We start from the raw sequence: 24041 nt of genomic DNA, 5'->3' as shown, positions 1-24041 counted from the left end.
CCACTCATCCACGTGGATAAAACAGCTATCCCCGCAAGAGCGGGGATCATCCTTATACTGGTTTCGAGCTCATCACAGGACAAGATAATTCATTTTTATTGAGAATTACATGTCCTATTTAATGGCTTTCCAGATACCTTTTAAACAAGAAAAGTACTGTTAGGTTTCTTGCGTCAACATTTGTAAGCGAATATCTGCAATCGCCTTCATTGGATTGAGTCCTTTCGGGCAGACACTGGTACAATTCATAATGCTTCGACAACGAAACACACTGAAAGGATCTTGTAATTTATCCAAACGATGTGCGGTTGCAGTATCACGACTGTCTGCTAAAAATCGTCTTGCCTGTAATAATCCAGCAGGACCAACATATTTTTCTGGGTTCCACCAATATGAGGGGCATGAACTGGTGCAACATGCACATAAAATACATTCATATAACCCATCAAGTAACGAGCGCTCTTCAGGAGATTGCAACCGTTCTTGAGCAGGCGCTACCTCATCATTTTGTAAATAAGGCTCTATACGCTCATATTGTTGATAAAATTGAGTCATATCCACAGCTAAGTCACGGATTACGGGAAATCCGGGTAAAGGACGAACAACTATTTTATCTGTCTTCAACTGAGATATATGAGTAATACAGGCTAAAGCATTAGTCCCGTTAATATTCATACCATCCGACCCACATACCCCTTCGCGGCACGAGCGTCTATAAGTTATAGAAGGATCCTGCTCCGCTTTCAAACGTTCAAGTAATGTGAGCAACATGGGATCACTTTTAGCAGGGATCTCCAATTCATAATCTTTCATATAAGGCTTAGCATCCACCTCAGGATTATAGCGATATATTGATAGGGTCAATTTTCTACTATCTGCCATGTAATCTATCCTCTTTAGTAAACGCGTTCTTTCGGCGCTAAAGGCTCGACATGTTTAGGTGATGCATTGACCGGTCGAAAATCAATCTTCTCACCTTCCTCAAAATAGAGCGTATGTTTAATCCAGTTCTCATCATCACGCTTTGGATAATCTTCACGACTATGAGCGCCACGACTTTCCGTGCGAACAATCGCAGACTGCGCTGTAGCATATGCAGTTGCCATTAAATTATCCAGCTCTAAAGCACTTACCCGTTCTGTATTAAATATCTTGCTTTTGTCTTCCAATTTGGCATGTGCCAAACGCTCACGCAAAGCCTGAAGACGCTTTAAGCCAGAAGCCATTACTTCTCCAGTACGGAATACACCAAAATCTTCTTGCATTACACGTTGCATTTCATCCTGAATTACAGCAGGACTTTCGCCCGCTGTTGAATCATTCCATCGATTAAATCGCTGTAACGATGGAGCAATATCATCATCACTGATGTAAGCCATCTCAGGTAATTGATTCGATTGCCATAACTCTTCAACATGCAATCCTGCAGCGCGACCGAAAACAACTAAGTCGAGTAAGGAATTACCACCTAAACGGTTTGCGCCATGCACAGAAACACAAGCACACTCACCTACTGCATACAATCCTTCTATGATGTGTTCCTTACCATTGGTTTTAGTAAGGGCTTGGCCATACATGTTCGTTGGTATTCCTCCCATGCTGTAGTGGCAAGTAGGAACTACAGGAATCGGTTCAACTATTGGGTCAACTCCTGCGAATTTCATAGATAATTCACGAATTCCTGGCAACCGGGACATAATAAGATCGGCCCCTAAATGATCCAGTTTTAGTTTAACGTGATCAATCCCTTTAGGGTCAAAACCCTTACCCGCACGTATTTCGAGTGCCATAGAACGAGCAACTACGTCTCGAGAAGCTAAATCTTTAACTCGAGGTGCATAACGTTCCATAAAACGTTCACCGTCTTTATTAATCAAATAACCACCTTCACCTCGACATCCTTCGGTGACTAATACGCCAGCTCCAGCAATGCCAGTAGGATGAAACTGCCACATTTCCATATCTTGCAAAGGAATGCCGGCTCTTAGCGCCATACCGAAACCATCACCAGTATTAATAAATGCGTTGGTTGTAGATTGGTAAATACGACCGGCTCCACCAGTAGCCAAAATACAAACTCTTGACTGGAAAAATACTACCTCACCAGTCTCAATACACATTGCAGTAACACCGGATATGCGACCCTGAGAATTTTTAACAAGATCAAGAGCATACCATTCACTGAATACATGTGTTTTTGCTTTTAAATTTTGTTGATACAGCGTATGCAGTAAAGCATGCCCTGTTCTGTCTGCTGCAGCACAAGTGCGCGCTGCCTGTTCTCCACCAAAATTTTTGGATTGGCCACCAAACTGACGTTGGTAGATTTTACCATTATCCATACGTGAAAAAGGCAACCCCATGTGTTCTAGTTCATATACAGCTTCTGGACCTGTTTTACAGAGGTACTCGATTGAATCCTGATCACCAATATAATCAGCACCCTTTACTGTATCATACATATGCCAGCGCCAATCATCTTCATGAGCATTTCCCAACGCACAAGTAATACCCCCTTGGGCAGATACTGTATGTGAGCGAGTTGGGAATACTTTGGATAAGAGTGCGACTTTTAATCCAGAATTTGCCATCTGCAGTGCAGCACGCATTCCAGCTCCACCTGCTCCAATAATTACTGCATCAAATGTGTTACGTGCAATCGCCATGCTACTGCCCCCAAAGGATCATTAAGCCCCAGATAAATTGACTAAGGAGCCATAAAACAACTAACATTTGTACTGATAAACGCAAGGCAGTACATTTCATATAATCTGTAGTCACAGTCCAAATACCTATCCATGCATGCAATGAAAGTGCAAGTAATGCAATAAGTGATGCAATCCGAACCAGGGTATTAGAAAAAAAAGCATGCCATTGTGCGAAGCCCAATTCTGGATGCAATAACAAAAAACCCATGATAAAAAAAGAATAAACAGCAAAATAAACTGCTGTAACTCGTTGAATCAACCAATCCTTTAACCCATTACCTGTTAAGCTGGTGACATTATTTACCATATCCAGAATCCTAGAAAAATTGACAAAATAGTGGCAAGAATAATGACCAAAACAGCAGAACGCCGACCGGCATCAAGATGCTCACCAAACCCCATATCCATCACAAGATGCCTAATCCCTGCAAGTAAATGATAGATCATCGCAGCCCCAAATGCCCATACCACCATTTTATAAACGGGATGAGACAATAAGTCTTTTACCTGTATAAAGGCCTCTTCCGATTGCATTGATTGCCCAAAAACATACAACATTACGGGTAACAGTAAAAATAAAACCACCCCTGAAATCCTATGTAAAATAGATGCTATAGCCATAGGGGGAAATTTTAAACTACCCAAATCCAGATTAACGGGTCTTTTTTTGTTCACTGTGAGTTTCTTCCTTAATTAGAAAAGTTAATTAAATAAAGCACAAATGCGAAGTATAGCACTCTGTTTTTATCGCGCAAGATTAAGACGCTATGGAATTCAAGCAAAAGTAAACTTTAGCTCGCTCTAATGTAACTATTTTATTTTTTAACACATGTTGACAATTTAAGCATATGAAATATAAATTCAATTGGCCTAGATACCATTTATTAATGCAATTTCAAAAAATATATTTTGTACGTTTGCCACAAACGTTATTGATCAAAAAAATCACAAAAAATATATTTTTATTTCAATTTGTGGTATGGTTAGCACGCTTTTTTATTTTATAGGTAATCTGTCCATGCCAAATTTTACTGAGAAAGAATCAAGACTCATAGACCTAGCTTCCAGAGGGCTGTTTCAAACTGTGAATAGTAGTCAATATTTAAAATCAGCCTTAGCGATGAGTCAAATTCAACCCACAGCGATTGACGCAGCAATCAACGCGGCAATACATTCAGCATCGCATAGCTCAAAGGAAGAGGCTCTTAAGCGATGGCAGATTGTTGTGATGTTATGTAGTATAACGCGCGCGGGGCATCAACCAAGTCAAAGAACTGTAGACAAAGCATTAGAACGAGCAACATCAAATGCAGCTAAAACCAATGATTGGAAATTTGTTATCGCTCTTGCAAGCCTCGTTGCCCCAGCACGTCAACCAAGTCAAGGAGCGATAGACACCGCATTAGAACACGCAGCAACAACAGCAGCTAGAACCAATGATTGGAACGTTGTTATGACTCTTGCAAACTTAACTCCTCCAGCACGTCAACCAAATCAAAGGACTATAGACATAATATTACAGCGAGCAGTAGTAGCAGCAGATAAAACCAATAACTGGGAATCTGTTATCGCTCTTGCACGCTTAGCTCCTCCAGCCTGTCAGCCAAGTCAAGAAGTGGTAGACTGGGCATTAGATCGAGCAACAACAGCAGCAGTTGAAACCAATGAATGGAAATCAGTTATCGCTCTTGCAAGTTTAGCTCCTCCAGCACGCCAACCAAGTCAAAATATAATCAATTCGCTCTTGGAGTTATTAGTATCAAAAGCGAGTAAATATGAAGAACGCGGTCAGCAAAATTTATCTTCTAAAATATGGGAAGCAGCTATAGCCATAGCAAGTTTACAACCTCCTGCGACTAAACCCGATGAAAAACTCGCGGAGAACGCATTTAGGCAATTAGCAAAAGTGCCACAGATACGGACCGACAAGCACTTCATGAACTTAGCCAGAAAATCTGGATGGGAAATGGTTCGGGATTATTTGACTCAACCAGGAATTAAACCCTCCCAACAGGCAATGGGTTATGCGTTAAAAATTGCAGACGCGGGCAATCAATGGGATGTAATTAAGGAGTTTTGCCATTTTCAACAACCCGACCAACGAACAGCTGGCGATTTGCTATACGTTGCAGCAAGAAAAGGAAATATGGAGGGTGTCCGGTTGCTTTGTAATTTAGATGAGCAAAATAAACCGAACATATATTTTGTTGAAAATGCATCACAGATTGCAAAAAATGCAAAAAACACAGAAATAGTTAGTTATCTTTCTTGTGAAAAAATTCGTCAAAGCAACGCAATAACAGATCCCTTAACCCTTACACAGGCAATACTCCAAGACTTTATCAAGCACACTCCTAATGGAAGTGGTTTATTTAGCAGTCAACTAAGATCTGTAAAAAGCATCCTTTCACAGGTAAACCGTGCTGCAGCAAAAGAAGAAAGGGATGATGCCAGAAACAGTGCGGTACTTGATGCGCTGATGGATTTAAAAACAATTATGGGAAGTAATAGGGAGTTAAAAGGTTGCTTTGATTACATTAAGGAGCATTCCCCTAAGGAAGAAGATATGCCTTTGCTTAAAGCAGAGTTCTAATTCCAATACCGCCCTTTCCAATGCTCCCAAGAGAATTTAAGATAAGAAATTCCTATCTTTTAGGAGCTGAGCTAGGGCCTTTATGCGGATGTTTATAGGTATCACGTGGGGCTTCAGAAGGATACCCATATTTATCCGCATTTTGTTTGACAATTTGTAAATAACGCTCACCCCATGCACCTGGATCAAAGTTAGTTACTACGACGTTATAAGGTAAATTGATAATTGATTCAAAAGCTTTTCTTTGGGGGAGCAAATGTCCACCAAAAGCCACTTGTACTTCCGTTTCTTTATCAATGCCTCCTTCTTTTAAACGCTCAACCAATATATAAATCATTTTTTCTATGGTCATATAGAGCTTATACATTGACATACCCGCAGAGAGCATCTCTTCGCTTTTAGAAGTAGACAATTTTGATCCTGAATCAAGAATAGGATATACAAATTCATACTCGCTTGTTCCCGAAATAAGCTCCGGTTTGAGAATTATTGGCGGGGAAATAATATCTATGGTCGGAGATACAATATAGAGTTCAAAATCAGCCCAATGCCACCAGATTTGATAAACTCGTTCTACTAAGGTTATAGGATCATTTAAATCCTCTTCCATCTGCAACTTGCGAAAATCAATGCTGTTCTCGTTATCATCAACAAGTTCGAAGTTTTCTTCAATAGGAATATCTGATTCATCAGCCATTTGTATACCGCATTTATCAAAACTATATGATTATTATATTAGCCCAAATTTGATGAATGAGCACGAAAGATAAAATAACTTAAGTAAAAAACCCGTAAAAAAATGTAACTCGAGTGCGCAGTAAATTACAAAAGATATTGATAATATTCAGGGGAGTTAGAACGACACTTAAAGCATGTGCTTTGACAATTCGCTTTTTCCTGACACTTACGTATTACACCCTTACCTATCCATAAATCAAGCATAGGTTGTAATGCAGGGAGATCCAAGCGAAACTCTCGAGTCAATTGTTGCGTGCTTACTACACCTTCACGGCAAATGTAATTACGTATTTGCAACAACATGATTCCTCCTTATGCTGCGTTTAGTGTATTGGCGCAACCCTATAGCAAAAAATAAAATGAATAAAAATACGATAATTCCGAAAATATTTTGTTCCGAACTCTGAATCCATTTAGCCACTTGATAAAATAAAACCGCTGCGGTATAGGCAACAACAAAGGACCAAACTACAGAAATCCACATGTATTTTCTGTTTGCTTCTTGTCGAATTACCGCCATGGTAGAGACACAAGGAATATAAAGTAGAACAAACAACAAATAAGCATATGCCCCTATTTTTCCATCAAACCGCTGGGCCATTATTCCGTATACTGACTGAGATACTGGGTTATCTGCTGCACTAGCCAATACAGGATTTAGCAAAGCAGAACCTAGCTGAGCTAAATTTTGTGGAATAGACCACAAGGCCGCTTTGATGCCTGCTAAAAAATCAAAGTGTGCAGTGGCAATTTCACCCACATGACCTATCTGTGCATACAGTGAGTTTAACGAACCAACCACTACCTCTTTGGCTAACATGCCTGTTAATAACCCTACTGTCGCAGGCCAATTATCTTGATGAATCCCCATAGGTGCGAATAGAGGAGTAATCCATTGCGCCATTAAAGACAATAATGATTGGGTACTGGCTTCACCCGAATTAACACCACCGCTTAAAGTAATGGCATTTAAGCCGCCTAAAATAACACAAATTGGCACAATTAATTTACCTGCCCGTACTATAAAAAAGCGCAGTCGTATAAAAGTTTCTTTAAATAATCGCTTGAGTGCGGGCTTATGATAAGCGGGAAGTTCCAAAATCAATGGGGAGGCATTTCCTTTTAACATGGATTTACGTAAGATAAATCCTGTTAATACAGCCATCAAAATCCCTATAAGATACAAAGAAAACACGACGTTTTGTCCACCAGAAGGGAAAAATGCAGCGACAAATACAGCGTAAATGGCAAGACGTGCGCTACATGACATAAAAGGACTCATCATTACTGTTAATAAACGATCGCGCTCTGAATCTAAAGTACGCGCTGCCATAATCGCTGGAACGTTGCAACCAAAACCAACAATCATCGGCACAAAAGACTTGCCAGGTAAACCCATTACCCGCATTGCTTTATCAACAACAAAAGCTGCTCTTGCCATATATCCAGATGTTTCCAGCAAAGATAAGAAAAAGAACATCGCGGCAATAACGGGGATAAACGTTAACGTAGTATTAATTCCTTTACCCACACCATTTGCTAATAAAGCAATCAACCAATTGGGAGCATGAGTCTGTTGTAATAACCAGGCAGTGCCTTGTACGAATAGTGTATCAGTACTGATGTCAAAAAAATCTTGAAACGCACCACCTACATTAATTGCAAATAAAAACATCAAATACATCATGGCAAAGAATATAGGGAGGGCAAAAAAACGATGCAATATAATCTTATCAAGTTTTGCAGTAAAATGTTCACTCGCATCACTGTGTTTTTTCTGTACATCCATAACCAGATTATGTATTTTCTGATATCGAGCATCGGCCAATAATATATCGAGACTGGGTTCCGCTTCGTTCAATAAAGTCAAATCTTTAGTAATCTCCTTGCCGAATAACAATCCATCTCCCTCAGCTAGTCTGCGTGCATAATAATAAGCACGCGATTGGCTATAACCTTCATGAATTAATGTATTTTCCAGGGTCATTAATGTCTGTTGTATGGATTCAGAGACAGGTAATGTCCAAGGCGTAATCGTCTGAGGCATTCGCGTCAGCTCTAGCATCAACTGCGGAATACCTACCTTTTTATGGGCCTGGATCGGAATAACAGGGCAACCTAATTGTTGTGACAAAGCATTTGCATCTATGGATATACCCCGTTGCTGGGCAATATCCATCATATTGAGTGCGAGGAGTACCGGTTTGCCTAATTCCAGGATTTGGGTGGTCAAATATAAATGCCGTTCGAGATGACAAGCATCGATTACATTGATGATACAATCTGCCTCCATAGTGACAACAGACTGAGCAGCGATTTGTTCATCCTGACTCGTACCATCCGCATTAGCTACTAGAGAATAAACTCCTGGCAAATCAGTCACTTCAAATCGTTGCTGATCTACAAAGAATTCCCCCGTTTTCTTTTCAACCGTAACACCCGGCCAATTTCCTATACGTTGATTGTCGCCAGTCAATGCATTAAATAATGTAGTTTTACCGCAATTAGGGTTACCTACTAACAACACATGAGTCATATACGCTCCAAAATCAATTGACTCGCCTCTTCCTTGCGCAACGTTAAAGCAGTTCCTCTGACTTCAATTTGTATAGGGCATCCTAAAGGGGCAATTCGGACAACTAAGAGCTCTGTACCACAAGTCACACCTAAAGATAAAAGTCTACGCCTGTACTGCATATCGGTTGTGCCAAAACTGGTTAACCGTACTCTATCACCTTGTACTAACTCTGTAATTTTTATCATGTCCTAACAGCAGCTCGTGAAATAACCTAATTTTAGCATAAATGAAATCGAGAATCATTCTCAAATAAGAAAAAAAATATACATTTATTTTATTCTGATTCACTCGTAATCTGGGTGCAAAATCAAGAAATATAGTTGCTAAATAGTTCTTTTCCCTTCAACTAAGAATTATCTGCAAGGAACTCCTGAAGCGCTCTTTTGGGGTGGCGTGCTAAATAATCCACTGATTGCATTTCCAATAAACGACTTAAGGTACGCTTAAAAGTTTCCTTCATTTCACCCTCTGTATACAACGCATCAACCGCAACTTCCGCGGAAATAATAATATTAATTCCGCGATCGTACATTACATCAATAAAATGAATGAACATAATGGCTTGTAAGGTATGATTTACTGTGAGTACAGGTATGTTACTTAGAAAAATAGTATCAAATTTATCAGCAAGCTCTAAGTAATCCAATTGGCTCCGGGGTAAATTACACAGAATATCAAAAGAAAACCAAATTGCCTTTTCAGCAAGCTTAAGATAAGGAATTTCACGATTTTGTATCGTAATAACTCCATTTTCCTTAAATTCAGCTGCTAAAAGTGTGAATTGTTTTTCCATAGTTTGATCGGTATGCTCATTTAAAGGGAATAAATAAGCATCCAATAAAGGGGTTCGTCCAACGCGATAATCTCTTTGCTCATTTAAATACAGCACGTCACAATGAGCTTTAATTGCTGCAATTGCAGGTAAAAATCGTTTTCGATGAACTCCATCTCGGTACAAATCATCGGGGGGCATATTCGAAGAAATTACCAAAATAACGCCATGCGCCGTCAAAGCTTGCAATAATTCGGCTAAAATCATGGCATAAGCAACGTCATGCACCATAAACTCATCAAAACAAAGTACTCGTATCGTTTTTGCCAATTCTTTAGCAATTTTACGAAGCGGATTTTTTTGTCCTTGCAATCGTCTTAACCGAGTATCAACTTGTTGCATGAAATGATGGAAATGGAAGCGTGCCTTCTTTTTTTCCTCAAGACAATCATAAAATAAATCAATTAAATAGGTTTTTCCCACGCCAACAGGACCATAAAGATATACGCCTTTGACCTCGGATTTAATGAATGGATAAAGCCAGGATGAATTCGTTTTTTTGACACGATTAGTAAGGTGTTGCAAACGGATCAATATGTCACGTTGTAACGGATCATCATCAATTTCACCGCGATGAACTGCAGCTTCATATTGAGTCATCACATTCATCATAAAACAACCTGGGAGCGAATAAATTCCATGAGTTTTGTTTTCAGTTCTATTAGTTTTCCATGAAAAAAATGGCCGGTATTGGCAAAACGAATTACCGGTATTTCAGGGGTGCTCTGGGAAGCAAAATCAAAAACCAAAGCAGCGGGAACCACCTCATCTTCATCACCTTGTATCATAAGCCAGGGATAAGGGGCAGGATTAAGTTCACGATAATCATAATGATGCACTGGAGGAGCTATCGTAATTAAGAATTGTGAATCCGACTGGGCTGCTGCACGATAAGCTACGTAAGAACCAAAAGAAAAACCAGCAAAAATGAGTTTCTTCTCAGGTTGCTCTTTTTGCCATTCACGAGCCAAAATCAGCATGTCTTCGCTTTCACCAATCCCTGAGTCATAAGCTCCTTCCGATTGGCCTACCCCACGAAAATTAAAACGTAATGAAGGAATACCTAATTCTTTAAAGGCGCGTGCTAATGTAGTAACGACTTTATTGCTCATCGTGCCTCCTTGTAATGAGTGTGGGTGACCCAAAAAGGCTACAAAGGCAGAATGATTTTGTTCTGGAGCAGTTAAAACCGCTTCCAGTTTCCCAATTGCTCCTTGCAAAAATAAAGGATGTTCCCCTGGGATAGCTAATTTTTCAGTGATTTGCATAAAAAACCTATTGTCATAAAATACATTTGCACACGACTCTGAGCGTTCCACAACAGTGGGGTCATGCCAAGCTTGAATGATAACTCAGAATTATAGATGAACAAAATGCATAAAAGAGCAAAAAGAATCAATACCGAAATAACTTCTGCTTAAGAAAATAGAATGAACTAGAAGCTTGACGCTTCTAGTATGTAAGTGATGCATTATCCCATCTAGTTTTGCAGTGCAAGAGCACTGGTAGCGCTTTTCTCACGATTCAACGAATAATTCATTTTCTTCCTTAATAGCTCGCGAGCGGGTTGCTCGATGAAATAATGAAGCAGCGTAGCGACGACAATAGCTGCCGCTAAATCAAGTACAAGGGGTAAGTGGAAGGGATGTAAAATTACTTGGACCATAAGTGCAGATAAGTAAAGCGCATAAGAAATTTTGCCCATGAAAAATGCCAGCTTATTCCCAAAAAGCAGTTTGGACAGTCCTGAGTTATTGGAAAGGCCCATGATAATCAATGTGGCAGGAACTACTGTTTCCCATAATGTAGCACAGTAAAAATTCAGAATAAGAGATACACCAACTAGAGTCAAAATATCATAAACGACACGATTGCTCGTCCATTTTTTGATCTTTTCCACCAGAAAATACACGATACATCCCCACAGGAAAGCCCAGAAAAATAGTACTAGAGAAATTCCATGAGAAAATGCAAGTTGACGGCCTGGATTTAGAAATTGATGTGCCACTCCCCAGTTTATAATCGCATCATAAAAAGGATACCTTAACTGAGAGTAAATAACTGCCAGGATAATTAACAATAACCATAGAGGGGCTTTAGTCAGTCTACGGATGAATAGAGGAAAAAGCAGATAACTGAAAAACTCAGTACTTACTGACCATGAAGGTTGATTCCACGAAAGAAATTCTGTGAATCCCCAGGCTTGGAGCAGCGTTAGGTTTAATATAAAGGTTTTCCATGTATTACTCGGCTGAAGATCAATTCCAACCCATACAAAAGCACCATACAGTATAAGTGTCACTAAATGTAATGGATATACTCGAGCGAATCGAGCAAACATAAAACTACGGTATCCAATTGTTTTTTTTGCAAATTTAGTAGAATACACATAGGAAAGGATAAAACCAGAAAGCACAAAAAATACTGTAACACCCGAGGCTCCATAACTAGCTAGTTTCATTGCATAAGTATCGCCTTGTCCCCCCCAAGTTACATGTAAGAAAAAAACCCAAAGTGCTGCATATCCCCGAAGACCAGTTAACGCTTTTATTTCTGTAGGATCAGAATTAGCAAAGAATTTCCTATTTAATTGTTCCATTATAAATTTCTCATTTTAGCTATGAAGATAGGCTCGTGCTAATCCAGTGATTGTCATCGATATCATTGCACATTGGCCTTATCTGAAAATAAAACAGGCAGAGTATCGATTTTGAAAGGGTCTGGCTTAAGTCTTAGACTTCCATGTGAGGTTCTTGAAACGATTTTCAAAAACAAAAATGGATCAATAGATGCCCCTCCCTAATTGTATCTTTGCCGGCGATAGAGCTTACTACAAACCAGAATAATATAATAGGTCAGCGCGTTACCCCATAAGTGTATCACTTATAGACTACTTCTCAACTACCTGAATTTGCAATATGATAGCCATTGTGCGCTAGCTAATAGCTGTACCTAATGCGCTGACCCGAGTTGGCAGCGACTTTTATTTTAATTTTTTTGGAGGACTTGATCCATGCGACAGGTACCTATAGTGTGTCTCGCTTTTCATCATCATGCTTACTTCACTTTATTAAGGAGTAACGCAGCATGAAAATTCATGATTTCAAACGTAAAAAAGAAGAACAACAAAAAATTTCCATGGTTACCTGCTATGATTATCCATCTGCTTGCATTGTAGCTGAATCAAATATTGATTGTGTTCTGGTCGGTGATTCTGTAGCTATGGCAGTGCATGGCCATGATACAACCATTATGGCGACTATGGAGATGATGATACTGCATACCCAAGCTGTAGCGCGTGGCTTAAAACAGCAATTTTTAATCAGCGATCTTCCCTTTTTAAGTCATAAAAACTCACTGACTCAATCTGTAGAAAATGTAAAACGCTTACTCCAGGCAGGAGCTCATGCTGTAAAAATTGAAGGAGCCGATGCAGATACATGCCAGACTATTTCTTATCTAGTCAATGCAGGTGTTCCAGTTATAGGTCATATCGGTTTAACCCCTCAATCCATTCATCAATTAGGAGGCTATAAAATACAGGGAAAAAACCAGGAACAAGCAGAAAAGCTTATCCGACAAGCTTATCAGTTAGAAGCAGCAGGCTGTTTTGCTCTAGTGCTCGAATGCATCCCTAAACAACTGGCATTAACAATCACTAAGTCATTGAGTATACCTACTATTGGTATTGGAGCGGGTTCTCATACCGATGGACAAGTACTTGTTTGGCATGACATGTTGGGTTTACAAACTGATTTTAATCCCAAATTTGTCAAAAGATACCTCCAAGGCAAAGAAATTCTGTTGAATGCATTAAATACCTATGTTCAACAGGTTCAACAGGTTAGTTTTCCAGCAACGGAACATTCATTTGAGTCGGCAGAATAATTCTCAGTGTAATGAGAATTATTCTGCTCGCTTAGGAGTAACCCATGCAAATTTTTCACAATCTCGACGAATGGTTAGACTTTCGTAAATCGTTATCTACTGAATTAACTCTGGGCTTTGCACCAACAATGGGTAATTTACATGCTGGGCATGCGTCTTTGTTTTTAGCCAGTCAAAAAGAAAATGACCATACTGTTTCCAGTTTATTTGTAAATCCTACGCAATTTAATCAGGCGGAAGACTTTAATCATTACCCTAGAACATTAGAGGCAGATCTCAAAATTATGGAAGATTCCGGGGTTGATTTTTGTATTCTTCCCGATGAAAAATCAATCTATGCTGATGGATACAATTATCAGGTGCAGGAACACCAGCTTTGTCAACTCATGGAAGGGACTCATCGGCCAGGACACTTTAATGGTGTATTAACTGTCGTCATGAAACTATTGAATATAGTTAAGCCTCATCGAGCTTATTTCGGTGAAAAAGATTATCAACAATATTTATTAATACAAGGAATGGCTAAAGCATTTTTTATGGATATTGAAATCAAAGCGTGTCCCACAATTCGTGAATCAAGTGGTTTGGCTTACAGTTCACGCAATAACCGACTCAACAAAGAACAAAAAGCTTTGGCTGAAGAATTTGCCGCGATATTCCAGCAAAAGGCACTCACATGTGATCAAATCATAAAAAAATTAACAGAAAAAGGGATTGTGGTGGAATACGTTGAAGAACACCAGTGCCGTCGTTTTGCTGCGGTACGTATTGACGACATCCGCTTAATTGATAATTATTTATTAAGGTAATTTCTAAATTTTGTATGTAGCCTGGGGGCAGCGCAGCGAAACCCGGGTTCCGCTGCGCTGCCCCCAGGCTACAATAATTCTAGAACTGCTTCGTCCGGAATCTCTTCTGGCGTAGAGGGCTGTAAAACAACGTACTGATATGGCATGCCAAGAGCTGTAGATTGTGCAGGAATACCAGCCCAATGGGTATTTTCGGGTAAACATTCTCCTTTCATGAGTAAAGAAAGGCTACCTAAAGAAGAATTTTTTTCCATTAATGTGTTGTAAAGAACAATTGAACCTACACCAACATTACAACCAGAACCAATAGTCACATGAGATACTTTAAATATTCTATCTTCATAGAGATGGGTTTGGATTATTGTCTCAGCATTAATGCAAACATCATCACCAATGCTAATTAAGTCAAACTCAGAAAACTCCGCACTATCTGTGAAAACCCTCCTCCCTGCTTTAGTTCCCAGGCAACGATGTACCCAAAGCGCAAAAGGAGTTCCTAAAACTTTGTTGGTCCAGTGTGGGTTCGTATAGTAGTTATATGAGTATTCGATCACATCATTTTTCCAAATAAAGGAGTCCCAAATAGGTTTAGTTAAAGGTTTTAATTTACCTAAAATTCCCCATTTTAGAGCGACCAATATTCCAACAAGACAAACCGTAATAAACATCTCTGTTGGAGGAAGAACCAGTGCTGTCACAAACCACGAATATTTGTTCAACATATAATCCAATACATACAGCATGTTGAATAAGCCAATCAATGAAAATGTTGATGGTAAAATAATTCGCATAAACTCAATGAATAAACGCATGCGGTAGAGTTTTTTGGATGGATAAAATGTGTCTTTATCAGAAAAACCGACAAATAATTCTCGTTTTGGTAGAAAAACAGCCGGAGAACCTAACCAAGCAGAATAAGACTCCATTGCTTTGTCACCTGGCGGAGTCACCGATAAACATCCTAATAAAGCACCTTCGCCAATGGATTTACCTGCAGACAATAAACTTACATTCCCTACAAAAGCCCTACGTCCTATCGTCACCGGAGCAAAGGAAATAAACCCCTTATATACATGAGGCCAGGCTAAAGCGACTGAACTGGCAGTAAAACCACCTTCTTCAATAGTCACCAAGTCAGGAATAATATGAGGTGTTTCTCCCATTTCTACCCCTTTACCTAGTTTTGCCCCTAATAATCGTAAAAAAGCTGGCATATACAAAGTATCCGCCATCACTGAGATTTCATCCCCATCCAACAATTTCACCATGATCCAATGGCGGAAATAGTACAAGCTCTTTAAAGGATAATTGCCAGGTTTGATCTTATTCATAATAATTTTTTTACAAAGTACAATGCATGAATAATATAAGCCTAAAAAGAGAGTTGCCCCTAAAGGTACGGCAAAAAACATCGTCGTAAAATAATGGCTTTGATCATAGTAATAGCTAATCAAAGAGATTGAGGGAATTAAACATAAGTAGTATATCCCCATGACAAAAACGATGCCTAAGTAATGCAAAATACCAAAAAGAATATTTTCCAGCATACTCGATTCGTCAGCGGTAACTTTTTTCCGGGTAATATGGTCAACAGGAATCGTACCAGGAACTGCAGGAGAACCCGAAAAATAGGCTCCTTGAGGAATTAAACTGTGATCAGGCAGCATGGACATTTCATCCAGAAGCGCATTGTCTTCAATCTGGGTATTTATCCCAACTACAGCCCGCGAACCTACATAACAATTATTGCCGATACTGATGGTTCCTATTTTTAACCACCCATCTTCAACGATATAGCCATTAAGCCTACAATCGGCACCAATAGAAGTATTATCTCCTATAGTTAATGAGTCATGGGCGGAAATCTGCATGGAACCCAAATAACAATTTTTACCTATTTTGGCTCCTAATAAGCGATAATAAATACTCGCCAATGGCGAACCAACTAAAAATTTAGCCAAAAACAAATTCTTTTGCAGTCTTTGTATTAACCACCAGCGATAATAGAACCATCCCCAAAGAGGGTATTTCCCTGGTTTCACTCGTCCCAGCAAGAGCCATTTCAAACCGATGGTTATCAATAACGAAATGATTGGCATAGATAAAAATAATGCTAAAAACGCAAGCTGTGATTCGCTGGAAATAATAGAATACTCGGAACTAACCCAGCTGTAGCACAAAATAACAGCGAGCAGTTGTAAAGTACCCACCGCATATTGCAATAAGCACCCAAAAAACTGACCAATACCACATAAATAGTATTTCCATTGTGGCACACGATACTTTTTGGGGGCTGGCTGATTTTCATCAACGTGTGCATTGAGATTAGGATCACGAAACTTCTGCTCCAGCTGAGCAATCGTTGGATTTTTATATAAATCCAAAATTGAGATGTTTTTTAAAGCAGATACTTTGCGCAAATTAGAAATCACTTTTGCCGCATGTAATGAGTGTCCACCTAAATCATAGAAAAAGTCTGCATCTACGGAAATATTCTTACAATCAAATACTTTTTCCCAAACAAACGCAATTTCCTTAGCTAACTCAGATTTAGGCGCCTTATAAAGCTTCTCTGCTTTGTGTTGCAGGGGTTTAGGAAGCTCTTTGCGATTCACCTTACCACTAGTTAAAACTGGGAAAGTTTCCACGATTTCGATTAAAGAGGGGAGCATATAATCAGGTAAGCGTGATCTTAAAAAAGCTTTAAATTCATTTGCATCGTATGCGTTCTGTGTATCTAGAATCAAATAAGCAACTAAAATAGGTTGCTCAAGTGTTTGCAAAGAAACCACTGCCTGTTTAATTCCAGCATATTGCATGATAACAGTTTCAATTTCATTAAGTTCAATGCGAAATCCACGCAATTTGACTTGGTCATCCACGCGTCCTGCAAAACGCAGATTACCGTTAGGAGCTCTTGAAACTAAATCACCTGTTCGATACAAACGTTGATTTTTATTTACAGGATTTAAAACGAATTTTTCTGCTGTAATCTCAGGTCGATTAACATAACCTCGAGCCAAGGCAACCCCAGCAATACAAAGTTCACCTTCCTGCCCCTCAGCCACCTCCTGCAATTGTTCATCCACAACGAGTACTTCATAACCAGGCAAGGGTTTACCAATAGTAATTTCTTGATCAGGATGACATTCTGCATAAGTCGCGATAATTGTTGCTTCAGTAGGGCCATAAGTATTAATAATGCGCAGACCCGAGCGACTCCAGCGCTTAACCAAACTGGATGGACAAGTCTCTCCTCCCAAGATTAATAGGCGCAAATCAGGTAATTGTCCTTCTAAAGAAGATAATAAAGTAGGGACAGTTGAAAAAACACTAACCCGGTGTTGTTGCAAAAAGGAAATCAGACCTAAACCGGATCGCACCTCTTTTGCAGTACACGCAACAAGGGCAGCACCATTGGCAAAGGCCATCCAAAACTCTTCTAAAGAAGCATCGAATGCCAATGAAAAACCTTGATATACCTTATCATTGCTCTTTATATCATAAAGTGTGCTCGCAACTTCAATGTAATGGCAAATACTGCGTTGCGTAATTTCCACGCCTTTGGGCTTTCCTGTTGAACCCGAAGTGTAAATGATATAACACGAATCATCAGCGCTTAAATCACCTTGGGAAGTTAATCTATATGTAGGGTAGTTGGAAATTTTTTTGGCAAGCGTATCAACCGCATAAAAAGTTGGCCATGTCAGATTTTTTTGGCCCAATTGCATTGAGGAAGTTAAAACAGCATCAAAAGATAGATCAGAAAAAATATAGTTAATGCGTTCGTCTGGATAATCTACTTCAATAGGTACATAAGCTGCACCTGTTTTTAAAGTAGCGAGTATCGCAACATAACACTCTATAGAACGCTCGAGTAGAATACCTACAATGCTACCCTTGGATATTTTATTCTCATAGAGATAATGAGCTAATTGATTCGCACGATTTTCTAATTCCTGGTAGGAAATAAATGCGTTATCGCAAATCAAAGCAATGTTGCTTGAGTAATTATCTACGGATCGTTCAAAAAAGTGATGCAATTTCATAGTGTTATATTCGGGTGAAAAACTCAAATTTGAATTGACTCCTACTAATTGCCATTTTTCCACAATTTTAATTGGTTTTTTTATTGCTTATTTTTAACAAAAAGAGGCGAGTAAGAACTTTGTGAAGCCAATGATATTATATTTAACAACAATAGTAAAAGGCTTATGAAAAAACGGGCAGCAGGAATATTTTCCAGCAATTATAATTCTTTATTCTGTTACAATCGAGTCTATTTTTATTTCTGGTCCTCATATTCCTTTATGCACATTAATGTAGGCTAATGAGCCTACATTTTCCATATTTATCATTACTTTTAAAAACTACTTCCTCAAAATTTCTTGAAAAAAACTAATCATGGCTTCCCATGAACGATGGGCAGCTACTGCGTTATAAATGGTTCCCAATTGCATATCATGTGCCAGCGGATTAGTAAACGCATGCTGTACATGTCCGTACATATGCATTTGCCAATCGACGTTTGCTTCAGTCATCTCGTTGCAAAATGCATGCACCATATCCGGTTGAACCATGGGGTCATCATAGCCATGCAAAGCTAAAATTTTGGCTTTTATTGGTGCAGATTTTAAATTGCCAGGTTTATGCAGCAAACCATGAAAACTCACTACCCCTTTAAGATCTGCTCCAGAACGTGCCAACTCAAGAGCACATAAACCACCAAAACAAAATCCAATAATTGCAACCCGCTTATTGTCTACTTCAGACATGGAGCATACCGCAGTCAACCCCGCTTGAACACGACCGCGTAATAAGGCTTGATCAGAAATCAAAGGGTTCATTAATGCTTGTTTTTCCTCAGTAGTAGAACCAAGCTGGCCATCGCCGTACATATCTACTGCGAAACCTACATAACCCATTTCGGCAAGTAATTTTGCTTTATTACACGCAAATTCATTGCGACCGGACCAATCATGCACCACCAATACTGCAGGACGCGGCTCAACACGAGATTTATCGTATGCAACAAAGCCATGAAGTTCTTGTTCATTATCATGATAAATACAATTTGAAGTATGCATCTCAAGCTCCTTGAAATAAAACTAAAATTAACTTTTTAGGAGCCTAGTTTATTCAATTGAGTCCAAGAGATAAAGTTATGAATTACATGAGGTTGTTTCTATTTTTTCTTCTTATTCGTAAAGTCGGTTTTTCCCTTGCCATTACACCCAACCAATGAACAATTGATGCATAAAACAATCTTTTTAGGTATGCCCATTGAGCAATTATTTGGAAAAACAAAAAAACGATAGAATGTTCTTTTTTAGTCTACACTTAGAGTAAACTCTAAAGGGGATATAATCATGATAACTTCATCATTAATCCATGTAAGAGATGTTTTACATGCACAATTGTGTTATCAGGCTTTTATTACTCCTATCTTTTTTCCTTTGGAAAAAGAATACAGACATTTTGCCAAACTGGCTTGTGAGTTTATTGAAGGAAGACGTACTGAGGTAATTCATCAGGAATTTCCACGACATCATGTATTACACCGTTTTGCGCCACAAAAAAATGCGAAAGGAAAAAAGGTACTGATCACCCATGGATGGATATCACGTGCAGCATATATGGCTCATATTATTCAAGCACTTCATCAACAGGGATATGAAGTATATGCCCTTGATTTCCCTGCACATGGAGAAGCAAAAGGCTTGCAATTACCCTGGACTGATGCAGTCGCCATTTTGAAAAATACAATCAATCAACATGGACCTTTCTATGCGGTCATTGGGCATTCATTTGGCGGCTCCATGCTGCTCAATACCCTGAATATTGCGGGTCAACTTCCTGAATGGCAATTAAATCATAAACCAGAGCGTGCGATTTTAATTGCATCGCCAACACACATGCGGAGCCCCATTAACCGGATTGCAAAAAAATTTAAACTAAGTGGCCATGGTTATCTGCAGCTGCGTCAGGTCATGAAGCAACAAGCGCGCTTTGACATTAATTTAATCCGTTTAAACCATTTCCTTTCTCAATCACCCAGCATTCCTTTTTTATGCATTCACGGCGAGTTAGATAAAACGATTAGTACTAAAGAATCGATTGAATTCTGTAAAAAATACCCGGATTCCAGACTTTGTCTACTTCCCGATGCAAATCATGTGAGTGTCTTAATGGATGACCGCGTAGATCAGCTGGTTTGTAATTTTTTGGAATGAATCGCAGAAACGTAGCGAAGCGTAACCCGGGAATCTATGACAAGAGGAAAACCCGGGTTTCGCTTCGCTACACCCAGGCTACCCATTAAGAAATTTACTCGCTTTCCATATATTGTCGCAGCTTTTTCATGGCATTTTTTTCAAGCTGTCGAACCCGCTCCGCGGATACCCCGTATTTTTTAGCCAAATCATGCAGCGTTAACTTTTCTTCAGCCAACCAACGTTGTTGTAAAATATCCTGGCTGCGCTCGTCGAGCTGCTCTAAAGCAAACATCAGCTTCTCGCGTCCACGATCTCCGGCACTTTCCTTTTCCAATAAAACAGAAGGATCATCATTGACATTAAATAAATAATCTTCGGGTGCCGTATAAAAATCATCATTATCCGAGGCGTGTGGTGCATCATAAGGAGAATCCATTGCATTCAAGCGTTGTTCCATTACTAACACATCTTCACGACTTACACCCAAATCATTTGCTACAGCAGTTACCTCTTCATGACTCATCCAACCCAAACGATTTTTCATTTGGCGAAGGTTAAAAAATAACTTACGTTGTGCTTTGGTTGTTGCAATTTTAACAATACGCCAGTTACGTAAAACAAATTCATGAATTTCTGCTTTTATCCAATGCACTGCAAAGGAAACAAGACGTACGCCCATCTTAGGGTCGAAACGTTTTACCGCCTTCATCAAACCAATATTACCTTCCTGAATTAAATCATTCAAAGGCAAGCCATATCCCAAATAACCACGAGCTACACGGACAACATAACGCAAATGAGCAAGAACCAGGCATCGCGCAGCCTCAAGATCTCCTTCAGCATGAAAACGCTCGGCATAGGCAATTTCTTCCTCTAAAGACAACATAGGAATTTGATTAACCCTGTGAATGTAAGCATCAAGGCTTCCCACAGGTAAATTCATTTCGGCAAGTTGCAAATATTGACTCATGCTTCTTTCCTCTAAAACTTCTCTGTAAATAAGGTAAAAAAAATAAGAGGGGCTATAATTGAGGCTCAATGGAAGCCAATTGACGTTTTACCGATAAACGTGCCCCCATCCATCCTAGTATAACTGCAAATAGTACAAGTAGCAAGATCTGTCGTATTGATAAACTTTTTAACGGATAGTGCATTTGATAAGCAACCGCCAACTGATTCACAGCAGCTTCCAAACTGAAGATAAAAATATTCACCATAAAGACCGCAAATACAGCCCCTAAGGCACCATACCAAACACCCGAATATAAAAAAGGTCTGAGGATAAAAGGATCTTTTGCTCCGATTAACTTTAACACCTGAATTTCTTCTTGTCGACTATGAAGTGCCAGGCGTAGTGTAGTGCCAATGATCATAATTACAGCCATGGCTAATAAGGCAAGTAATGCATCTGCAAACTTGGCAGCAAATCCTAAAAGCGCATGCAAACGGCTTATCCATTCCATATCAACCTTTGCATTTTCCACTTGAGCTATGGTCTGTAATTTCCGTGCCAATAAATCCAATTTTGCAGGGGAGTCAATGATCAAGGCAGGTACAACATCCACTACTGCAGGCAAAGGATTTTCAGGAAGATAACGCATAATATCCTGCATCCCCTCTTGCTTGGTTAATTCCGATAAACCATCGCTGGAAGATTTTAAAGAAACTTGAGCTACGCCATCCGTTCCACGCACTTTTTGTAATACATGCTGTTGTTCCACTTCTGATAAGCCGGGCTTTAAATAAAGAGAAATATGCCCACCCTTCTGCCAGCTTGCAGTTAATTTAGCGATGTTATCGGAAAATACCCAGAAAAGAGCAGGCAAGGCCAAGGCAATAGCGATCACTATAGAAGTCATCATGGTTGCTAAAGGTCTGCGGCATAACAAATTTAAACTTTGTATTGCTGCTTGTACATGATAAGCAAGGATTGCTTGTGCTCGTTTTAACACATTCGTCCTCCTTTAAGCATGACAATACGATGTTTCATTCCTGCAATCAATGCCAAATCATGCGTGGCAATTAATATACTTACCCCTACTTGATTAAACTGCTCAAAAATAGCCATGATTTCTACGGAAAGTTTGGGATCAAGATTTCCTGTAGGTTCATCAGCCAATAATAATGCAGGCTTATGTACTACAGCACGCGCAATTCCCACTCGTTGTTGTTCTCCACCTGATAAATAGACTGGGAGCATTTTTTCCTTGGTTAATAGACCCACCATATCCAAGGCTGCATGCACTCTTTTGGCAATCATGGCATAAGCCATACCCTGAATTTGCAAGGGGAGAGCTACATTATCAAATACTGTTCGATCATTAAGTAAATAAGGGGATTGAAAAGTAATACCCAGTTGGCTGCGGTGGGCAGCCACATCACGTTTTTTTAACTGATTCAGACGCAAACCATTTACGATCAATTGGCCCGAAGTAGGCCACTCTAAAAGAGCGATCAATTTAAGTAAGGTACTTTTTCCTGCGCCTGAGTGCCCAGTAAGAAAAACCATCTCCCCTTTTTGCAAGGAAAAATTGACTTGGCTTAACGCTTCAAAACCACCCGGATAACGTTTAGTCACTTGGTCAAATGTGATCATTGAATAGTGCACCAACAAATTGCGCAGCATCAAAGGGTCGTAAATCCTCTATCCCTTCACCAATCCCTATATAACGAAAGGGCATTTCTAATTCATTAGCAATAGCAAACAAAATTCCACCCTTAGCCGTACCATCCAATTTGGTCATGGTAATTCCAGTTAAACCAATCGCTTCATGAAATTGTCGTGCTTGAACCAAAGCATTTTGCCCTATGCTTGCATCCAATATCAACATTGTCTCATGAGGCGCATCGGGACAAAGTTTCTGCAACACACGCTTTACTTTCTTCAATTCGTCCATCAAATTGCCTTGTGTATGCAACCGACCCGCAGTATCAGCGATTAAGACGTCCATTTTGCGTGCTTTTGCTGCTTGCAGCGCATCAAAAATCACCGAAGCACTATCAGCCCCAGTATGTTGGGCAATTACTGGGATATCATTTCGTTCACCCCAAACATGCAATTGCTCCACTGCCGCTGCTCTAAAAGTATCTCCTGCAGCCAGCATGACTTTCTTGCCTTGTTGTTGAAATTGTTTTGCCAATTTCCCAATAGTAGTTGTTTTACCTGCCCCATTCACCCCAACCATTAAGATCACAAAAGGAGAATGATCTGCGGTTTCTAAAGTTAAAGGTTGATTATTCTGGCTTAAAATCGTTTGCAAATGAGATTTCAGCGCCTCATAAACCGCGTTACCATCGGATAACTGTTTCCGAGCCATGCTTTCAGTCAACTGGTTCAGTACAATTTGTGTTGTCTCCATTCCCAAATCAGCACTGACTAAGAGCGTTTCCAATTCATCCAACAAATCCTGGCTGATTTCTTTTTTACCTAATAATAATCGGCCAATTCCATCACCGAGCTGGTGACGGGTTTTGCTTAGTCCTTTCCTGAAACGTGCAAAAATACCTTCTTTTGCAGGCTCTTGTTCCTGTTTGATTTCTTCTACAGGAGCTTGAGGCAACGAGTCAGGAGTACTTTGTGAATGATTGTCCTCTACGGAGGTGGAATCATGACTTCGTTTAAACCATTTAATCATATAGTGTACAAATCCTGAAAAATATGAAATTCTATCATCTTTTTT

21 protein-coding genes are annotated in these 24041 nt (G+C 39.5%); 4 read left to right on the top strand and 17 right to left on the bottom strand.

Annotation, left to right across the window (positions count from 1 at the left end; all coding sequences use genetic code 11):
• Positions 1–159: 159 nt before the first annotated feature.
• The 4 genes from Lani_RS07005 to sdhC are packed head-to-tail and all read right to left on the bottom strand — an operon-like array spanning position 160 to position 3383.
• Positions 160–882, bottom strand: a complete 723-nt coding sequence (locus tag Lani_RS07005; RefSeq protein WP_019234559.1) for a succinate dehydrogenase iron-sulfur subunit — start codon at positions 880–882, stop codon at positions 160–162.
• Positions 883–896: 14 nt separating this feature from the next.
• On the bottom strand, positions 897–2666 hold the full coding sequence (gene sdhA / locus Lani_RS07000; RefSeq protein WP_019234560.1) for a succinate dehydrogenase flavoprotein subunit: 1770 nt from the start codon (positions 2664–2666) through the stop codon (positions 897–899).
• A 1-nt stretch (position 2667) separates the two neighbouring features.
• Positions 2668–3015: a succinate dehydrogenase, hydrophobic membrane anchor protein gene (gene sdhD / locus Lani_RS06995; protein WP_019234561.1), complete on the bottom strand. Its 348-nt coding sequence runs from the start codon at positions 3013–3015 to the stop codon at positions 2668–2670.
• Entirely contained in the window at positions 3009–3383 is a 375-nt protein-coding gene (sdhC, locus tag Lani_RS06990; RefSeq protein WP_058388483.1) for a succinate dehydrogenase, cytochrome b556 subunit, read from the bottom strand. The genes sdhD and sdhC overlap by 7 nt, the downstream gene beginning before the upstream one ends.
• A 343-nt stretch (positions 3384–3726) precedes the next feature.
• Here sdhC and Lani_RS06985 point away from each other — a divergent pair, with 343 nt between their 5' ends.
• Positions 3727–5301, top strand: coding sequence for a hypothetical protein (locus tag Lani_RS06985; RefSeq protein ID WP_058388482.1), 1575 nt, complete (start codon positions 3727–3729; stop codon positions 5299–5301).
• Between the two features lie 52 nt (positions 5302–5353).
• Here Lani_RS06985 and Lani_RS06980 read toward each other — a convergent pair whose 3' ends face one another.
• From Lani_RS06980 to Lani_RS06950, 7 genes are all read right to left on the bottom strand, one after another.
• Positions 5354–5998 carry a hypothetical protein gene (locus Lani_RS06980; protein ID WP_019234565.1) on the bottom strand — a complete coding sequence of 215 codons (645 nt, stop codon included), beginning with the start codon at positions 5996–5998 and terminating at the stop codon, positions 5354–5356.
• Positions 5999–6123: 125 nt separating this feature from the next.
• Positions 6124–6342, bottom strand: coding sequence for a FeoC-like transcriptional regulator (locus Lani_RS06975; protein WP_019234566.1), 219 nt, complete (start codon positions 6340–6342; stop codon positions 6124–6126).
• On the bottom strand, positions 6323–8575 hold the full coding sequence (feoB, locus tag Lani_RS06970; protein ID WP_019234567.1) for a Fe(2+) transporter permease subunit FeoB: 2253 nt from the start codon (positions 8573–8575) through the stop codon (positions 6323–6325). Before feoB ends, Lani_RS06975 begins: the two co-directional genes overlap by 20 nt.
• On the bottom strand, positions 8572–8802 hold the full coding sequence (locus tag Lani_RS06965; RefSeq protein ID WP_019234568.1) for a FeoA family protein: 231 nt from the start codon (positions 8800–8802) through the stop codon (positions 8572–8574). Before Lani_RS06965 ends, feoB begins: the two co-directional genes overlap by 4 nt.
• Positions 8803–8963: 161 nt before the next feature.
• Complete coding sequence (gene zapE / locus Lani_RS06960; protein WP_019234569.1) at positions 8964–10058, bottom strand: cell division protein ZapE; 1095 nt, start codon at positions 10056–10058, stop codon at positions 8964–8966.
• Positions 10058–10717, bottom strand: coding sequence for an alpha/beta hydrolase (locus Lani_RS06955; protein ID WP_019234570.1), 660 nt, complete (start codon positions 10715–10717; stop codon positions 10058–10060). The genes zapE and Lani_RS06955 overlap by 1 nt, the downstream gene beginning before the upstream one ends.
• A 212-nt stretch (positions 10718–10929) precedes the next feature.
• On the bottom strand, positions 10930–12048 hold the full coding sequence (locus Lani_RS06950) for an acyltransferase family protein (protein ID WP_058388481.1): 1119 nt from the start codon (positions 12046–12048) through the stop codon (positions 10930–10932).
• Between the two features lie 488 nt (positions 12049–12536).
• Between Lani_RS06950 and panB the strand changes: the two genes are divergently transcribed.
• The gene (gene panB / locus Lani_RS06945; RefSeq protein ID WP_019234572.1) at positions 12537–13337 is read left to right on the top strand and encodes a 3-methyl-2-oxobutanoate hydroxymethyltransferase; all 801 of its coding nucleotides are present in this window, start codon (positions 12537–12539) and stop codon (positions 13335–13337) included.
• A gap of 44 nt (positions 13338–13381) precedes the next feature.
• A complete protein-coding gene (gene panC / locus Lani_RS06940) occupies positions 13382–14146 on the top strand; it encodes a pantoate--beta-alanine ligase (RefSeq protein WP_019234573.1) in 765 nt (254 codons plus the stop codon).
• Positions 14147–14214: 68 nt separating this feature from the next.
• Here panC and Lani_RS06935 read toward each other — a convergent pair whose 3' ends face one another.
• Positions 14215–18195, bottom strand: coding sequence for a Pls/PosA family non-ribosomal peptide synthetase (locus Lani_RS06935; RefSeq protein WP_058388480.1), 3981 nt, complete (start codon positions 18193–18195; stop codon positions 14215–14217).
• A gap of 321 nt (positions 18196–18516) precedes the next feature.
• The gene (locus Lani_RS06930; RefSeq protein WP_058388479.1) at positions 18517–19233 is read right to left on the bottom strand and encodes a dienelactone hydrolase family protein; all 717 of its coding nucleotides are present in this window, start codon (positions 19231–19233) and stop codon (positions 18517–18519) included.
• Positions 19234–19515: 282 nt separating this feature from the next.
• Between Lani_RS06930 and Lani_RS06925 the strand changes: the two genes are divergently transcribed.
• Positions 19516–20379 (top strand): alpha/beta hydrolase, encoded by an 864-nt coding sequence (locus Lani_RS06925; RefSeq protein WP_058388478.1) that lies wholly within the window; start codon positions 19516–19518, stop codon positions 20377–20379.
• A gap of 94 nt (positions 20380–20473) precedes the next feature.
• Here Lani_RS06925 and rpoH read toward each other — a convergent pair whose 3' ends face one another.
• From rpoH to ftsY, 4 genes are read right to left on the bottom strand one after another with little or no spacing between them, the layout of a single operon-like run.
• The gene (gene rpoH / locus Lani_RS06920; RefSeq protein WP_019234577.1) at positions 20474–21331 is read right to left on the bottom strand and encodes an RNA polymerase sigma factor RpoH; all 858 of its coding nucleotides are present in this window, start codon (positions 21329–21331) and stop codon (positions 20474–20476) included.
• Positions 21332–21383: 52 nt separating this feature from the next.
• Complete coding sequence (gene ftsX, locus Lani_RS06915) at positions 21384–22313, bottom strand: permease-like cell division protein FtsX (protein ID WP_019234578.1); 930 nt, start codon at positions 22311–22313, stop codon at positions 21384–21386.
• Complete coding sequence (ftsE, locus tag Lani_RS06910; RefSeq protein ID WP_058388477.1) at positions 22307–22957, bottom strand: cell division ATP-binding protein FtsE; 651 nt, start codon at positions 22955–22957, stop codon at positions 22307–22309. The genes ftsX and ftsE overlap by 7 nt, the downstream gene beginning before the upstream one ends.
• Complete coding sequence (gene ftsY, locus Lani_RS06905) at positions 22944–23996, bottom strand: signal recognition particle-docking protein FtsY (protein WP_019234580.1); 1053 nt, start codon at positions 23994–23996, stop codon at positions 22944–22946. Before ftsY ends, ftsE begins: the two co-directional genes overlap by 14 nt.
• Positions 23997–24041: the final 45 nt, after the last annotated feature.

The organism is Legionella anisa, from assembly GCF_001467525.1.
Lineage (GTDB): Bacteria > Pseudomonadota > Gammaproteobacteria > Legionellales > Legionellaceae > Legionella > Legionella anisa.
The sequence above is the reverse complement of the archived record's forward strand: the minus strand, read 5'-3'. Positions and strand labels throughout refer to the sequence as shown.

What these genes read in the sequence shown, in the direction of transcription:
- feoB (WP_019234567.1), bottom strand. Translation starts at nt 8,575, where the DNA reads ATGACTCATGTGTTGTTAGTAGGTAACCCTAATTGCGGTAAAACTACA.
- Lani_RS06955 (WP_019234570.1), bottom strand. Translation starts at nt 10,717, where the DNA reads ATGCAAATCACTGAAAAATTAGCTATCCCAGGGGAACATCCTTTATTT.
- Lani_RS06975 (WP_019234566.1), bottom strand. Translation starts at nt 6,342, where the DNA reads ATGTTGTTGCAAATACGTAATTACATTTGCCGTGAAGGTGTAGTAAGC.
- ftsY (WP_019234580.1), bottom strand. Translation starts at nt 23,996, where the DNA reads ATGATTAAATGGTTTAAACGAAGTCATGATTCCACCTCCGTAGAGGAC.
- Lani_RS06950 (WP_058388481.1), bottom strand. Translation starts at nt 12,048, where the DNA reads ATGGAACAATTAAATAGGAAATTCTTTGCTAATTCTGATCCTACAGAA.
- zapE (WP_019234569.1), bottom strand. Translation starts at nt 10,058, where the DNA reads ATGAATGTGATGACTCAATATGAAGCTGCAGTTCATCGCGGTGAAATT.
- Lani_RS06925 (WP_058388478.1), top strand. Translation starts at nt 19,516, where the DNA reads ATGATAACTTCATCATTAATCCATGTAAGAGATGTTTTACATGCACAA.
- sdhD (WP_019234561.1), bottom strand. Translation starts at nt 3,015, where the DNA reads ATGGTAAATAATGTCACCAGCTTAACAGGTAATGGGTTAAAGGATTGG.
- ftsE (WP_058388477.1), bottom strand. Translation starts at nt 22,957, where the DNA reads ATGATCACATTTGACCAAGTGACTAAACGTTATCCGGGTGGTTTTGAA.
- sdhA (WP_019234560.1), bottom strand. Translation starts at nt 2,666, where the DNA reads ATGGCGATTGCACGTAACACATTTGATGCAGTAATTATTGGAGCAGGT.
- Lani_RS07005 (WP_019234559.1), bottom strand. Translation starts at nt 882, where the DNA reads ATGGCAGATAGTAGAAAATTGACCCTATCAATATATCGCTATAATCCT.
- Lani_RS06935 (WP_058388480.1), bottom strand. Translation starts at nt 18,195, where the DNA reads ATGAAATTGCATCACTTTTTTGAACGATCCGTAGATAATTACTCAAGC.
- Lani_RS06930 (WP_058388479.1), bottom strand. Translation starts at nt 19,233, where the DNA reads ATGCATACTTCAAATTGTATTTATCATGATAATGAACAAGAACTTCAT.
- panB (WP_019234572.1), top strand. Translation starts at nt 12,537, where the DNA reads ATGAAAATTCATGATTTCAAACGTAAAAAAGAAGAACAACAAAAAATT.
- Lani_RS06980 (WP_019234565.1), bottom strand. Translation starts at nt 5,998, where the DNA reads ATGGCTGATGAATCAGATATTCCTATTGAAGAAAACTTCGAACTTGTT.
- Lani_RS06965 (WP_019234568.1), bottom strand. Translation starts at nt 8,802, where the DNA reads ATGATAAAAATTACAGAGTTAGTACAAGGTGATAGAGTACGGTTAACC.
- panC (WP_019234573.1), top strand. Translation starts at nt 13,382, where the DNA reads ATGCAAATTTTTCACAATCTCGACGAATGGTTAGACTTTCGTAAATCG.
- Lani_RS06985 (WP_058388482.1), top strand. Translation starts at nt 3,727, where the DNA reads ATGCCAAATTTTACTGAGAAAGAATCAAGACTCATAGACCTAGCTTCC.
- rpoH (WP_019234577.1), bottom strand. Translation starts at nt 21,331, where the DNA reads ATGAGTCAATATTTGCAACTTGCCGAAATGAATTTACCTGTGGGAAGC.